The organism is Salininema proteolyticum (genome assembly GCF_042685645.1).
Taxonomy (GTDB): Bacteria; Actinomycetota; Actinomycetes; order Mycobacteriales; family Micromonosporaceae; genus Salininema; species Salininema proteolyticum.
In genome coordinates this window covers 1,918,931-1,933,197 of sequence record NZ_JBHUNX010000001.1, presented here as the reverse complement: position 1 = coordinate 1,933,197, position 14,267 = coordinate 1,918,931, and the positions used below count along the sequence as shown (strand labels likewise).

Sequence of the window (14,267 nt, the reverse complement as noted above, 5' to 3'; positions counted from 1 at the left end):
CGTCTCGTACGCCCACCCCGGCCGGTCTCTTATCGGGCCTCCAACAGGCCTCGCACATAGGCCGCCTGGCCGACGTGCTGGTGGTCGTCGCCGATCACGCTCACCAACCGCACTCCCAACGTCACCGGCGGATCCCAGGCCGTGTCGACGACACGGTCGAGGTCGTCGGGAGCCAGAGTCCGCACGTAGTCCACCGTCCGGGCGTGCACGGCGTCGTAGTATCCGGTCAACTGCTCGCCCGACAGTCCGCTCACGCGGGCGACCTCGGCCGACGTGTGCCCGAAACCGGTGTCCTCGGCCGGCAGCGGCAGGGCGAACCGCTCGTGCCATCCCTCTGCCGTCCACACCTGTCGCCTGCCGGCCACGTCGGCGACATGGTCGTCCTGCACGCGCGTCAGATGCCACACCAGCCAGGCGATCGAGTTGGCGCCGGGTCCCGGCCGGGCCTCCAGCCGTTCTATCGACAGGCCCTCCACCACCGCGTGGACCTCTTCGGCCACACGGGAGAACGCGTCCTCGAATACTTCGCCCACGTCCATTACACCTGTTCCTCTCCCTCGTCCCCTCGCTTCTCACGCAACGCCTCCCACCGGCGCAGCCGCCGCCCGACCCGGTCCTCCTCGCCGTTGGCGGTCGGCCGGTAGTACCGTTCACGGTCCATGCCGTCGGGAAAGTAGTCGGCGCCGGAGAACCCCTCGGCGGTGTCGGGATCGTACACGTAGCCCTCACCGTAACCCAGATCCCTCATCAGCCGCGTCGGAGCGTTGAGGATGTTCGCCGGCGGTGTGAGCGAACCGGTCTCCCGCGCTCGCCGGCGGGCCTCGCCCAGCCCCCGGTAGACGGAGGTGGACTTCGGTGCCGTCGCCAGGAACACGACCGCCTGTGCGATGGCCAGTTCGCCTTCGGGTGAGCCCAGGCGCTCGTAGGCCGCCCAGGCGGCGAGCGCCTGCTCCAGGGCGCGCGGGTCGGCCAGGCCGACGTCCTCGGTGGCGAAGCGGACGAGCCGGCGGGCCATGTACAAGGGGTCCTCGCCGCCTTCGAGCATCCTCGACAGCCAGTAGAGGGCCGCGTCGGGGTCGGATCCGCGCATGGACTTGTGCACCGCGGAGATGAGGTTGTAGTGGCCTTCGCGGTCCTTGTCGTAGGCCGGCGGGCGTCGGTGGACTTGCCGGGCCAGGCCGGCGGTGTCGAGTCGGCCGGTGTCGGCCGGCAGTGCCTGGAGCTGCTCGGCCATGTTGATCAGGTAGCGTCCGTCTCCGTCGGCCATGGCCGTCAGGGCGGTGCGGGCGGTGTCCTCGAGCGGCAGAGGGCGTCCTTCCGCCTCTTCGGCCCGGGCGGCGAGGGTCTCCAGGGCCGCCTGGTCGAGTCGTTTGAGGACGAACACCCGGCAGCGCGACAGGAGCGCGCCGTTGAGCTCGAAACTGGGGTTCTCGGTGGTCGCCCCGACCAGGACGACCGTGCCGTCCTCCACATAGGGCAGGAAACTGTCCTGTTGGGAGCGGTTGAAGCGGTGGATCTCGTCGACGAACAGCATCGTGCCCCGGCCCGTGTGGTGGCGTTCGGCGGCGGCGCGGAAGACCTTCCGCAGGTCGGCGACTCCGGAGAACGTCGCCGAGAGCGGTTCGAAATACAGGTCGGTGCGCTGGGCCAGGAGTCGGGCGATGGTGGTCTTGCCGCATCCGGGCGGGCCCCACAGGATCATCGAGGCCAGGTCTCGGCGCTCGACCATCCGCCCGATCGGCGCGTCGGGGCCCAGCAGGTGGTCTTGGCCGACGACCTCGTCGAGCGATCGCGGCCGCAGGCGGTCGGCCAGCGGTCGCCGCGGCCGGTCTCCGAACAGCGGCAAGGCCGGGTCGGTCGGTCTCATCAGGCGGTCCTCACATCGATCGCGGCTCCCTCACTGCGAGGAGGCGGCTGTGAGGCCCATAGTGCCGACAGGCACCGACACCGTCCTCGGCGCCGAGATCTCCGCGCGCTGTCAGGTCTACTCCGCGGCGCGGGCGCGCAGCTGTTCCTCGGTGACGTCTTCGACGTGCGTGGCGACGCTCCACCGGTGCCCCCACGGGTCTTCGAAACTGCCGGTCCGGTCGCCGTAGAACTCGTCGCGGACCTCGCGCAGGGCCGTGGCCCCCTCGGCGAGCGCCCGGGCGAAGACGGCGTCGACGTCGGCGACGTAGACGTGCACGATCACGGCGGTGCCGCCGATGGTCTTCGGCCCCAGGATGTCCATGTCGGGGAACTGGTCGGCGAGCATGATCACCGCCTCGCCCAGGCGCAGTTCGGCATGGCCGACCCTGCCGTCCGGTTCGGTGATGCGCAGGCTCTCCTCGGCGTCGAAGACCCCGGCGTAGAACTCGATGGCCGCGGCGGCGCCGTCGACGATCAGATAGGGCGTGACCCGGGGAACGCCCTCCGGGACGGGTTGCGCGTGGCTCATGCGGCGATCCTCCTCGGCTGCGGTGCCGGCGCCCCTGGGCCGGCCTGGCGGGACCAGTCAAACACAGCCCGGCGCGCTCCTCGCCCCGTTCGCCGATTTCCCCGCCCGGCCCCACCGAGGACCACAATGGTGACCGGCGGCATAATAGTGTTGTACTCAGTGCACCGGTGCACATAACGTCGCCTCCATGGAAGCGACACCCCGGCCCGAAGACCGCCGCTCGAGCGTGAGGACCAGAAGCCGCGAGGCGATCCTCACCGCCGCCGCCGAGCTCATGGAACAGCGCCGCCGCACCGACTTCTCCGTCGACGACCTCGCCCGAACCGCCGACATCTCCCGCCGCACGATCTTCAACCACTTCACCTCCCTCGACGACGTGGTCACCACCGTGGCCGGACGCATGCTCACCACCGTCGTCGACGACATGCGGGCACAGGCGATGAACCCCGCGCGTGAGAAGAGCACCATCCTCGACGACCTCGCCGCCACCGCCTCGGGCGACAACCTCGTCCCCACCATCGCCTACCTCATCGAAGTGTTCGACGGCGACGACGACCGCGCCGAAGTCCGCGGAGCGGTCCTCATGCGAGACTCCCTGACCCTGTTCACCCAACGCATGTCCGCCGCCATCGCCCACCGCCACCCCGACACCGACCCGCTCACCGTGAACCTCCTGGTAGCGGCCTTCAGCGGCGGACTGATCGGCATAGTGGAACCCTGGGCCGAAACCGGCGGCGCCACCGACACCCCCGACTCCCGCCGCGCCTGGGACCGCTACATCACCCGCCTGACCGACGTCCTGCGCGAACCGGCCCCCTGAACCCCCGGCCACGACACAGCAGCAAAGCCCCCGCCCCGAGCGCGAGCACCCCCGCCACCCGCAGATAGAACCCGGGACCGGCCGGAACCGCGAAACCGTCACCGGCACGAAGGAACCACTCCGAGCGCGCCACCAACACCGACCCGACGAGCGACCCGACACCCACCACCGAAGCGAGCACAGCGGCCAAACCCGCCGCACGCGCCACCCCGGGACTCGGAAACGACGCCGCGGCCACCGCCACCAGCAGAACCGGCAACAACACCACCGAACCCGACCCTTCCCCACTGGCCGCGACCAAATCCAGATAATCCCCGTACGACAACCGCTCCCCGGCCTCACGCCCATAGGCGAAGAACGGCAACTGCAAACCGGCCGCGTACACAAACGCCCCCGCCACAGCCACGCTAACGCCAAGAACAGAAACAGATCTCTCAGCCATAAAGCGAACATACCTACGCCCACCACCGCGACCCGACACGGGCACCGAACCCATCGACGCGAACAGTTGACCCTGACACGGTGACAAGGTGTTAACTGAAACCCGGAGGTGGTTCCCATCAACACGACACACACGAACCCGCAACACCCGGCACACGCCGCCCTGGCCGCCGACAACCCCTCGACCCGACTCAACGCCGCGCTCGCCGCCGGCACCGACGCCGACCCCGCCCTGACCGAGACCCTCATAACCCGATGCGCGATCGAACCGGACCTCTTCGTACGCGACATGCTCACCTGGGCGCTCACCCGACTCCCCGCTCAGGCCACCCTCCCGGCCCTGTGCGAGGAACTGCGATCCGAACACCCCCAGGCCCGCAGCCAAGCACTGCACACCCTCTCCAAAATCGCCGACACCAGCGCATGGCCGGCCATCACACCGTCCCTACTGCACGACGCCGACGACGAAGTCGCCCGCAGCGCATGGCGCGCCGCCGTCGCCCTCGTACCCGACGACCAGAAGGAACACCTGGCCGCGCAACTGGCCCGACAACTCGGCCGCGGCGGGCGCGAGACGCAACTGAGCCTCAGCCGTGCCCTCGCCGCACTCGGCGAGGCGGCCCTGCCGGCCCTCCACGCCGCCGAGACGACCGACGACCCGGTCCTCTACGCACACGCCACCGCCACCGAACGGCTCCTCGACGACCCCGAGGCCGGCTTCGAATTGGCCATCGCCGAAGCCAAACGCGTCGTCGCCCTCGGAGGCCGACACGACGCCGGAACCGCATGCTGATCGGCGACGTCGCCCGCCGCTCGGGCGTGAGCACCCGCATGCTCCGACACTACGACAAGCTCGGACTGGTGCGGCCCACCGGCCGCACCACCGGCGGCTACCGCGAATACTCCCCCAGAGGACATCCAACGGATCTTCCACGTCGAAAGCCTACGCACCCTCGGACTGTCCCTGCGTCAGATAGGAAACGTCCTCGACGACCCCGGATTCACCCCGACCGAGCTCATCGGCGACCTCATACACCAAAGCGAAGAACGACTGAACCGCGAACGAGAACTACTCGAACGACTCCGCGCCGTCGACGAGACCGACCCCGACCGATGGGACGACGTCCTCGCCATCACCGCGCTGCTGCGCGGCCTCGCCTCCCCCGACGCCGCACGCCGCCAACAGACCGCACTATCGGTGAAGGAACAACCCGCCCCGCTACTGGCCGAAGCGCTCCTGACCGAAACCGACCCCCACGTCGCCGGCGCCCTCACCTGGGCACTGGCACGAGCCCAACCCGACGTCACCGAAACCCTCACCACCGGCCTCAACGCCAAAGACCCCGACGTCCGACGCCGGGCCGTGCAGGCACTCACCCGCCTCCCCACCGACGAGACCACCCCGCTCCTGGCAGCCGCACTCGACGACCCCGACGCGACCGTGCGCCGCCACGCCGCCATGGCACTGGGCGCGCGGGGGAGAAGCGACGCCATACCGGTACTGGTCACCATGATCGTCGAAGGCCTCAACGACGTCGAAGCCGCCGAGACCCTCGGAAGACTGGCCCGACACCCCGACCGGGCCGCCGCGATCACGACACTGCTGACCGACCGGTCCACCGCACCGGACACCGACGGGCCCGCACGCCTGCGCCTGGTCCAGGCATTCACCGAAATGCCCACCGCCACCGCCATAGACGCCCTGCACCGCATGGCCGACGACCCCGACACGACCGTGGCCCGCACCGCGACGGCCCTGGCGAGGGCACTCGAACAACGAACAAGCGACACACCCCGAGACGACACCGAACCCTAATACGCACCGGTCGGTCTCCACGAGAAGACGTGCCGCCCGCCTATTCGCCCTCGGACTGGTCTTCGGCGGCCTTGCCGCCCTCGTCCTCCGGCGTCACATCCTCGGAGGGAGGTTCGGGCATCGGGGACGCGGCCGTGGTGTTCACACCGCCCGAACAGGTCGCGTTGGGTTCCATGGAGTTGTCCTCGGCCTGGGCGAACCTGTCGATGAACTGGAGGATGCGATCATCGCCGGACTCCTCAGCGGTCAGGCGCAGCCCCCACGCCTGCAACGAGATCGGCCGCTCCATGCCCGGGTACTGACTCATGAAGGTGTAGTCGCGGCCCTGGACGTAGGACGCGAGCTTATTGACCTCGTCCTGATCGAGCCGCTCGGGGTCGTAGGCTATCCACACCGCGCCGTGCTCGAGCGAGTGGATGGCATTGCGGGTGTCCACCGCACCGTCGTAGACCCGGCCCTGACAGTTCTGCCACTGGCCGTAATGGTCGCCGCCGACGGCCGGCTCGCTGCCGTAATCGACGTAGGTTCCCTCCTGGACGTGGGTGCGTTGCGCGACCTGCGGGTACTCGAGGTCGTCTACCTCCACCTCACCCGATTCCACGGCCAAGCGCAGCTCGGTGGAGTACTCATATCCCCCCAGGAAACTCTCCAACCCCTCGGGCGGCTTCTTGGCGTCGCCGACCAGCCAGACCGCACCGCCGACGATACCCAGGGCGAAGACGCCGATCACCGAGAAGGTGACGATCAGCCCCCAAGGCCGGGATCGGTGGACGGTGGATCTCGATCGGCGCGCTCGTTTGGATGCGGACATACTGGGGTGGACACCTCAATCATCGTCGGTCATGGCCGGTCGGCGAACGGGACGGTGCGCGCGCTCGCCGAGCAGGTCGGTGCCCCCTCGCACCGACCTCCACGCCTCACCTCTCCGTCCGGACAGCGGCCCGTCCGAAGCAGAAGGCGTCGAACCACCGGGCCGGCCGACGGGAAACGGCCGAACACCAATGTACTAGAATGCATAGTACTATATGAGGTCGTATTATCGGCAAGGCCGGGCACCGAGACCCCGACGGGAACGGCGACTCCTGCCCCAAGATTGAAATCCGCCGAACCGCGCGCCTCAACCACCGGCGAAGACTGCCCCTGCCGCCCACGCGAAGGCCAACCCTAAGACCCGAACAAGCCGGTCCGGCCCCCAACGCTCCACACCGAACACCAACACCGCATCCCGACCCGCCACGAGACACCGAACAGGGGAGTACCCTGACACCGCACCTCCCAGAGGCGACTATGAACCAAGGAGAAACGACCACATGGACCACCAACCGCCCATCGGCGCACACGTATAGGTTTCCGGCGGCCTAGTCCGCCGCAGCCTGGCCGAAGCAGCGGAAACCGAATCCGAAGTCATCCAAGTGTTCCTCGGATCCCCACGCGGATGGGCACCACCCCGCATCGACCAAGAAACAGCCGACCAGTTCCGCCACCGATGCTCCACCCAAAACCTCCCCGTCTTCGTACACGCCGCCTACCTGATCAACCTCGCCTCACCCAAACCCGACACACTCCAAAAATCCATCACGACACTCAAAACCACACTCACCGCCGCCGAACAAATCGGCGCACAAGGAGTAGTCGTCCACGCCGGATCCTCCATCGACGGCGACCGCCCCGCCGCCCTCGAACGACTCGCCACCGCCTACGCCACCGTCCTCGAAGACACACCCCAAAAAACCCGACTCCTCGTCGAACCCACCGCCGGCGCCGCCAACGCCACCGCCTCCACCCTGAAAAGCACCGCCGAATACCTCCACGCCATCGACCGCCCCGAAGTCGGACTCTGCCTCGACACCTGCCACCTCCACGCCGCCGGCGAAACACTCGACGACGCCGACGCACTGCACAAAGCACTGACCGAACTGACCGACACCATCGGACCCGACCGCATCGACCTCATCCACCTCAACGACAGCAAAGACCCGCACCGATCAGGCCGCGACCGCCACGAGACACTCGGACACGGCACCATCGGCGAACACGCACTGCGCAACATCATCACCAACCCCGCACTCGCCACCGTGCCCATGGTCGTCGAAACTCCCGTCCCACACGCACCGGACGTCGCCTACGCCAAACGACTGCGCTCGCCGACATAGGGAAACCCCATCCATCGACCACACCGCCCGGCCTTGAACCATCGTCGCCCCATTCCCGACCGGTCGTAGAGGCCACGAGAACCTCACCGGCATGATCACCGCACACACCGGATCGAACACGCCCCGGCGCCTCTCGGACTTGCGCCCATGCCCGCGGCTCCGAATGGGACGGCCGGTCGGGGCACGTTCAGCAAGCACTCCACGACCGCTGCGCCCGCGGCCCGAAATCGACGATCCCCAGCTTCAGGCCGAACCAGGCGATCACTCTCGCCGGCAGCGGTTTCGGTTGGCCATGCCCATGGACGTCGCCGGGCGCGCCATCCCCTGGACAACGAAGCAAGAAGACGAACCAGAACGCGACACGGCCAACTCGAGCCTCGACGGCTCCTAGCGAAATTGCCAGTCGATCATCACTGAATCACCCGCGTCGGTGCCACCCGCTGCCTGGTAGGCGGCCATAGCAGCCCGATTGGTGCGCTCGGTGAGGACCCACATCCCGAAACATCCACACTCTCGAGCGAGCGTTGAGAGGGCCTCGATCAGAGAACGCCCGACGCCCTGACCTTGATGCGACTCGACGACGCCGAGCTCGTACAGGAACATCTCAGTGCCCTTGTCGGGGTGAGTGGTCTCCACACCCGAAATGAAACCGACACCCCTCTCGCCGTCGAAGGCGACCAGAATATGGTGACCGGGTTCGTCGAGAAACCGTTGTGCGGCCTGTGGAATGACTTCCTGGTCGAACGCCGCCTCCGCAGCCCGGATATCAGCCATGCTCGTCGCGCGTTTGATGAACATCCCGTGTTTCACCGGGACACAGTAACAGCCGGCCATGCCTAACACACCTGAGTTTCCGGCGACCGAAGTCCAACATGATGTCACCCGCTCGCCAGGGCCGGATCGCTCCGAAGGTTGCGGGGCCGGCGTCGCGCACAGCGCCACACCGGCCGCCGTCGTCTCAGTGCGCGTCGGCGTCGAGTTCCTTGTGGTGGAAATTTCCGTGGTCCCAGCGCTCGCGCGGACCGGTCCCGCCGCTTTGCCAGGGGTGCGGGCCGGCAGGCGGCCGGTAGTTGACGCCGAGGGCCGCCAACCGGTCGAGGTGCGTGCGGTCGATGCGGTCGGACACCGGCGCGTCGGCGCGGGCGGCCCGGCTGCTCCAGGCAGCGTCGGCGAAGGCGGCCAGGCGAGGATGGAGAGAGTACTCGATGTCGCGGAGGGTCGGCAGGTACTCGGTGAAGATCTGGCATTGAGCGCCCAGGACGTCGCGGTCGTCGAGGCCGGCGGGCACGGGATCCCAGGCTTCGAGGCCGGCGATGTCGGTGTGCCCGTGGATGCGCAGCGGTTCGCGCGCATCATCCGATTCGTAGTGGTCGAGGTAGGCGTGCGTTTCAGGGCCGATGATGACCTGGTGTCCCCGCTCGACGGCGCGCTCGGCGTATCCGGCGTTGCGCCAGACGGTGACGATCGTGTCGGACGGAGCCCCGGCGGCGAGGACCTCGTCCCACCCGGCGATGCGGCGCCCGTGGCCGGCGAGATGGTCGGCCACGGCGTGCACGAACCAGCCTTGGACCCGGCGGAGGTCGTCGGTGCCGAGCTCATCGAGGAGACGTCGGGCGCGCGGGCTGCGGCTCCACTGGTCGAGGGGAATCTCGTCGCCTCCGATGTGGATGACGGGGGAGTCGAAGACGCCGACGACGGTGTCGAGGACGTCGCGAGTGAAGGCGAGGGCCGTCTCGGTGGGTTCCATGACTTCGGAGAAGACGCCGAAGGTGGTGGCGACGGGGCGGTGTCGACCCGTGCCGATCTCAGGATAGGCGGCGAGCGCGGCGCGGGTGTGTCCGGGCAGGTTGATCTCGGGGACGAGGAGGATGTGCCGGCGGCGGGCGTAGGCGTTGATCTCGCGGAGGTCGGCGAGGCTGTAGTGGCCTCCGTGGGGTGTGCGGTCGCCGGGGTTTTCCTGTAGGGCGTGCCCTGTGGTGGTTTCGGTGCGCCAGGCGGCGGTGCGGCGGAGTTCGGGGCGGGTGGGGATGTCGATGCGCCAGCCTTGGTCGTCGGTGAGGTGGAGTTGGATGACGTTGATCTTGTGCAACCAGGCTTGGTCGATGAGGGTGAAGAGGTCGGGTTTGGGGATGTAGTGGCGTGCGGTGTCGATGGTCAGTCCGCGCCAGGGGAGGCGGGGCCGGTCGGTGATGGTGGTGTGGGGGAGGGTGCTGTGTTCGATGGGTGCGCGGCGCAGGGCGTGCGGTGGGAGGAGTTGGAGGAGGGTGGTGGCGGCGCGGGAGACGCCGGCGGGTGTGGTGGCGTTGATGTGGATGCCGGTGTGGTCGATGGTGAGGGTGTGGTCTTCGTCTCCGGGTTGGGGAATGGCGGTGGGGTCGTGGTCGGTGGTGGAGGTGAGGGTGATGGCGGGTTGGTCGGTGGGTGTGGTGGTGACGGGGATGTGGTGGCCGGTGCCTTGGTGGAGGCGGGTGGCGAGGAGGTGCGCGGTGTCGTGGTCGCGTGGGTGTGCGGTGATGGCGGTGAGTGCGGTGACGTCGAGGTCGTGGCCGTGCTGTTGGTGGTGGGTCGGTTGGGGGATGAGGTCGTGGGCGGTCTTCATGGCGGGTCTCCTGTCCGGTGTCGCCCCTTACATTAAAGTTAATTTACTATTAGGGTGTGGAGAACGTCAACCCTTGCGCCCCGTGAAATTTCTGCCGGCCGAGCGCAGGGCTCACCACTGGGTGGTGGCCGCCCTTGGGCCGTAACGGGTTCGCTTGCTCTCCGATCCCTGGCCGCGAGTGGGACACGGGCATGGCTGATGAGGAGTCGGGCAGGGCGTTGGGTGAAAGGACTGTCCGGAGCGGAACGTCACTGTAGTAGTGGCGTCCGTCTTTTCTCACGGTCGTCGGCCCGCTCCACGTCTTGAGGGTGTGCCGCGGCCGCCAGGGGACTGGGAAGGTCAGGCCAGATTCCCGACGCCCAGCGCGATCAGGCCTGGCTGCTCTGTCCCGGTTGCGGGCAACGTCGGTGGGGTCGGTGCCACCGTCATCGCGTGGACGAGCCTGGTGCGCGGCGGGTTTTTTCGGGGGTTTCACACGTCTGTCGGGGTGATCGCTTACTGCGGTGAGAGTGACCAATCCGTTTTGCGACTTTGGTCCGAACGTGCTGTGATACCTTTTTTCGGATCGGACTGGGAGGGTGGCGAGGGTGAACAGAGACGGCCGATTTCTCCGAAACGCTGAGGAAGAAGAGGCGCAGCAGACCGCTACGCCGTCCGGGGAGGCGTCCGACGTCTTGGCCTCTTGGCTGCGGGGCGCGGCGGTGGGGGACAAAAAGGCCTTCACGGCATTCTACGGCGCGACCGGTCCACGCGTCTTCGGTCTTTGCATGCGGATATTGAAGAACCATGCTCAGGCGGAAGAAGTCGTGCAAGAAGTCTATTTCGAGGCCTGGCGGATCGCTGCGCGCTTCGACGCGCGCAAAGGTTCGCCCGAAGCGTGGTTGATGACAATGGCCCACCGCCGTGCCGTCGATCGAGTCCGGGCGTGGCAGGCGAGCGAGAACAGGGACGCCCGCTTCGCCGCCGAAGCCGAAACCGTCGACGCCCTGTCGGCAGCCGATAGGGCGTTGGACGATCTCGAGCACCGCCGGGTTCGCCGGTGCATGAAGACTCTGACCGAGCTCCAGCGCCGAGCCATTGGCCTCGCCTACTACCGGGGGCTGACGTATCGACAGGTCGCTGAGCTTCTGCAGGCGGCGTTGCCGACGGTGAAGACCCGCATCCGGGACGGATTGTCCAAACTACGCGACTGCCTGGGGGTGGCGAGATGAGCACCGACGTCCATTCACTGATCGGCCCCTATGTACTCGACGCCGTCGACGATGACGAGCGCGAGCTGATGGAACGCCACTTGGCCGAGTGTGATGTGTGCGTTCAAGAGGTACGCGAGTTGCGGGAAACGGTCACCCGCATGAGTGCCGATGTGACGACGACGCCTCCCGACCGGGTAGGGCGTTCGATCCTGGAAGGCCTCGACGCCATTCGGCAGGAACCACCGCTCTCCGAGCACAGCGTGGTTCGCTCCTACCGCCGTCGTTGGGGGCGGAGGACACACCGAACCGCGAGAATCTTGTCCATGGTCGCCGCCGCGATGGTGATAGCGATCGTCTCATCGTTGCTGACCACATGGCTGACCACCCCGCCGCTGGAGGAGAGCGACCGCATCGCCGCCGTCCTCGGCTCCCCCGACGTGCAGATCGCACAGGAAAACCCCGAGTCGGGGGGAACAGTGATATACGCGTACTCTACCGCGCTCGACCAGGGCGCGGCCATCGTCAATCAATTGGGAGAGCCCGGTGAGAACCGGACCTACCAGTTGTGGCGTATCGAGGGAGACGACGTGGCGTCGGCCGGAGTCCTACACGCAGGGGACACCTCGGCACGATTCCTGCTCACGGGATTCTCCCCTGATACGGTGCTCGGAGTGACCAACGAGCCGGCAGGTGGCTCGGCGAGTCCCACACTGCCGACAGTGGCGACAGTGTCGCTTCAGTGAGCACCACGGGGCGTCCCGGACTGACACCTGGGACGTCCCCGTATCTCACTTCTCTCCGCCCAGTCGTAAAATTTTCTCCCCCACCGCGCGCCAGTCATAGAGACTCCATTCTGGTCAGTGTTGAAATCAAGGAGAACCGGCGCACAACTGTCCTGGGGCAGACCGCCTCGATACACTCGTTGTCGAGTGGTTCAGTTTTTGAGGGCGGCCTGGGCTCCCTTCCAATCTGCGTACATGGGGTCTCGTGAGCGTTGTCCGAGCGCTTTCTCTCCAGAATTTCAAGCTCCTGTCTGGAGACTCCGCACTGTCCCGCCGCTCCTAAGGAGCGCAGCGAGTGCCACGGGCCGACCCTGTAAGCGATCGAACCGCTCCGCTACCGGTACGGACGGGGCGGCGACCCCGTCAAGCTCTGTCTCTTACCGGGAACCAAGCCGGACGAAGTCCCCTCAAAGATTGGCCTGACAGGCACTGACCTGGTGCCCCGGCACAGCGACAACCCGTCCCGCAGAACAAGGCAATCCTTTTTCCGGACCATGCCGAACTAGGGGTATGAGACCGAAAATCTGTGGAGGGCTGGCAGGCGTGGCCTGCGGCGGCGCCGCGGTCGCCGTGGGCCACCTGGCCGCTATGGCTTTCGCCAGAGAAGCCTCGCCGGTGCTGGCGGTTGCCGCCGTGGTCGTGGATGCCACGCCCGAACCGGTCAAGCACTTCGCGATCGAGACGTTCGGCATCTACGACAAAGTCGTTCTACTCGCCGGTATAGCGGTTATCCTGGCAGGTCTCTCCATCTTGGTGGGCATCCTGGCTCTCACGCACCCCGTCGCCGGTCCGGCGGCGCTTTTGGCCATGGGAGTGGTGGGAGCGGCCGCGGCTTTGTCAAGGCCCGCGTCAGAGCCATGGTGGGCATTGCCCTCCGTGGCCGGGACCGCCGCGGCGATGTTCGTCTTCATCTACCTGTATCGGCCGGCCGCTCCGGTCTCTGAGGGGGGTCCGGGAACGACGGTGGATCGCAGAAAGCTGCTGATCGCCGGTGCGGGTGTCGGGGCGGCCGGAGTAGCCGGCGGACTCCTGTCGACCGCCTTCACTCCCGACGGCGGACGGCCACAGGTACGTCTGCCCGATCCCGCCTCGACCGCCGCCGACCATAAGACGTTCACCGATCCCGGCATCGCACCGTTTCACACTCCCAATGCTGATTTCTACCGTGTGGATACCGCATTGACCGTACCGCGACTCGATATAGCCGACTATCGCCTGAGAATAGGCGGACGGGTGGACAACCCCCTGGAATTCGAGTACCGCGACCTGCTGGACATGAGGTTGATAGAGCGCGACCTTACCCTCACCTGCGTCTCCAACCAAGTCGGCGGGACCCTGGTCGGAAATGCACGTTGGCTGGGCGTGCCGCTGGAGGACCTCTTGGCCCTGGCCCGCCCACACGAGGGCGCCGACCAGGTCGTCGGACACTCCGCCGACGGGTGGACGTGCGGAACCCCCACATCGGTGTGCATCGACGGGCGCGACGCGATCCTGGCCGTGGCCATGAACGGAGAACCGCTGCCCTACGAGCACGGATTTCCCGTCCGCATGATCGTCCCCGGCCTCTACGGCTACTGCTCGGCCACGAAATGGCTGGTCGAACTCGAACTGTCCACGTTCGAGGACTTCGACGCCTATTGGGTACGACGCGGTTGGGCACCCACGGCACCGGTCAAAGTTTCCTCCCGCATCGACACCCCCAAACCCCTCGCCGAACTCTCCGCGGGAACACGCACCGTTGCCGGAGTCGCCTGGGCACAGCAGCGCGGCATTCGCGGAGTCCGCGTACGCGTCGATGACGGACCGTGGACCGCCACCGAGCTAGCTCCCGTCATGGGAACCGATACCTGGCGGCAATGGCGGTGGCAATGGGACGCCACCCCGGGCCGCCACCGTCTGGAAGTCCTGGCCGTCACCCACGACGACGAGACACAGACGGCCGAAAGAAAAGACACCTTCCCCGACGGCTCCACCGGCCGCCACTCTCTTGTGGTGACCGTTCGGTAGAAGGGGAAGGACCACATCA

The 14,267-nt window shown here is 67.2% G+C and carries 14 protein-coding genes and 1 pseudogene; 8 read left to right on the top strand and 7 right to left on the bottom strand.

Annotated elements, in window-relative coordinates:
• Positions 1 to 29 precede the first annotated feature (29 nt).
• The 3 genes from ACFTE1_RS09005 to ACFTE1_RS08995 all read right to left on the bottom strand — a co-directional run bounded on the left by ACFTE1_RS09005 (position 30) and on the right by ACFTE1_RS08995 (position 2,437).
• On the bottom strand, positions 30 to 539 hold the full coding sequence (locus ACFTE1_RS09005; RefSeq protein ID WP_380624514.1) for a mycothiol transferase: 510 nt from the start codon (positions 537 to 539) through the stop codon (positions 30 to 32).
• Positions 539 to 1,867 (bottom strand): replication-associated recombination protein A, encoded by a 1,329-nt coding sequence (locus ACFTE1_RS09000; protein WP_380624513.1) that lies wholly within the window; start codon positions 1,865 to 1,867, stop codon positions 539 to 541. Before ACFTE1_RS09000 ends, ACFTE1_RS09005 begins: the two co-directional genes overlap by 1 nt.
• A 117-nt stretch (positions 1,868 to 1,984) precedes the next feature.
• The gene (locus tag ACFTE1_RS08995) at positions 1,985 to 2,437 is read right to left on the bottom strand and encodes a VOC family protein (protein WP_380624511.1); all 453 of its coding nucleotides are present in this window, start codon (positions 2,435 to 2,437) and stop codon (positions 1,985 to 1,987) included.
• A 187-nt stretch (positions 2,438 to 2,624) separates the two neighbouring features.
• Between ACFTE1_RS08995 and ACFTE1_RS08990 the strand changes: the two genes are divergently transcribed.
• A complete protein-coding gene (locus ACFTE1_RS08990) occupies positions 2,625 to 3,257 on the top strand; it encodes a TetR/AcrR family transcriptional regulator (RefSeq protein ID WP_380624509.1) in 633 nt (210 codons plus the stop codon).
• On the opposite strand, the gene ACFTE1_RS08985 is transcribed toward ACFTE1_RS08990, so the two are convergent.
• Positions 3,217 to 3,699, bottom strand: a complete 483-nt coding sequence (locus ACFTE1_RS08985) for a hypothetical protein (protein ID WP_380624507.1) — start codon at positions 3,697 to 3,699, stop codon at positions 3,217 to 3,219. The two genes, ACFTE1_RS08990 and ACFTE1_RS08985, sit on opposite strands and share 41 nt — an antisense overlap.
• Positions 3,700 to 3,807: 108 nt before the next feature.
• On the opposite strand from ACFTE1_RS08985, the gene ACFTE1_RS08980 reads away from it, so the two are divergent.
• The 3 genes and pseudogenes from ACFTE1_RS08980 (at position 3,808) to ACFTE1_RS08970 (ending at position 5,514) form a co-directional block, all read left to right on the top strand.
• Positions 3,808 to 4,491, top strand: a complete 684-nt coding sequence (locus ACFTE1_RS08980) for a HEAT repeat domain-containing protein (protein WP_380624505.1) — start codon at positions 3,808 to 3,810, stop codon at positions 4,489 to 4,491.
• Positions 4,485 to 4,553 (top strand): annotated as a pseudogene (locus ACFTE1_RS08975) (MerR family DNA-binding transcriptional regulator); the annotation flags it as partial. The gene ACFTE1_RS08980 and the pseudogene ACFTE1_RS08975, both read left to right, overlap by 7 nt.
• Before the next feature lie 343 nt (positions 4,554 to 4,896).
• A complete protein-coding gene (locus tag ACFTE1_RS08970) occupies positions 4,897 to 5,514 on the top strand; it encodes a HEAT repeat domain-containing protein (protein ID WP_380624503.1) in 618 nt (205 codons plus the stop codon).
• A gap of 40 nt (positions 5,515 to 5,554) precedes the next feature.
• On the opposite strand, the gene ACFTE1_RS08965 is transcribed toward ACFTE1_RS08970, so the two are convergent.
• Positions 5,555 to 6,325: a DUF3105 domain-containing protein gene (locus ACFTE1_RS08965; RefSeq protein ID WP_380624501.1), complete on the bottom strand. Its 771-nt coding sequence runs from the start codon at positions 6,323 to 6,325 to the stop codon at positions 5,555 to 5,557.
• A 562-nt stretch (positions 6,326 to 6,887) separates the two neighbouring features.
• On the opposite strand from ACFTE1_RS08965, the gene ACFTE1_RS08960 reads away from it, so the two are divergent.
• Positions 6,888 to 7,667, top strand: coding sequence for a deoxyribonuclease IV (locus ACFTE1_RS08960; RefSeq protein ID WP_380624653.1), 780 nt, complete (start codon positions 6,888 to 6,890; stop codon positions 7,665 to 7,667).
• 387 nt (positions 7,668 to 8,054) lie between these two features.
• On the opposite strand, the gene ACFTE1_RS08955 is transcribed toward ACFTE1_RS08960, so the two are convergent.
• Together ACFTE1_RS08955 and ACFTE1_RS08950 are read right to left on the bottom strand one after the other, a co-directional pair.
• Positions 8,055 to 8,477, bottom strand: a complete 423-nt coding sequence (locus ACFTE1_RS08955) for a GNAT family N-acetyltransferase (RefSeq protein ID WP_380762682.1) — start codon at positions 8,475 to 8,477, stop codon at positions 8,055 to 8,057.
• 148 nt (positions 8,478 to 8,625) lie between these two features.
• Positions 8,626 to 10,266: a beta-N-acetylhexosaminidase gene (locus tag ACFTE1_RS08950; protein ID WP_380624497.1), complete on the bottom strand. Its 1,641-nt coding sequence runs from the start codon at positions 10,264 to 10,266 to the stop codon at positions 8,626 to 8,628.
• Between the two features lie 587 nt (positions 10,267 to 10,853).
• On the opposite strand from ACFTE1_RS08950, the gene sigK reads away from it, so the two are divergent.
• The 3 genes from sigK (at position 10,854) to ACFTE1_RS08935 (ending at position 14,248) form a co-directional block, all read left to right on the top strand.
• Entirely contained in the window at positions 10,854 to 11,477 is a 624-nt protein-coding gene (gene sigK / locus ACFTE1_RS08945) for an ECF RNA polymerase sigma factor SigK (RefSeq protein WP_380624495.1), read from the top strand.
• Positions 11,474 to 12,202: an anti-sigma factor gene (locus ACFTE1_RS08940; protein WP_380624493.1), complete on the top strand. Its 729-nt coding sequence runs from the start codon at positions 11,474 to 11,476 to the stop codon at positions 12,200 to 12,202. The genes sigK and ACFTE1_RS08940 overlap by 4 nt, the downstream gene beginning before the upstream one ends.
• A gap of 549 nt (positions 12,203 to 12,751) precedes the next feature.
• The gene (locus tag ACFTE1_RS08935) at positions 12,752 to 14,248 is read left to right on the top strand and encodes a molybdopterin-dependent oxidoreductase (RefSeq protein ID WP_380624491.1); all 1,497 of its coding nucleotides are present in this window, start codon (positions 12,752 to 12,754) and stop codon (positions 14,246 to 14,248) included.
• Positions 14,249 to 14,267 lie beyond the last annotated feature (19 nt).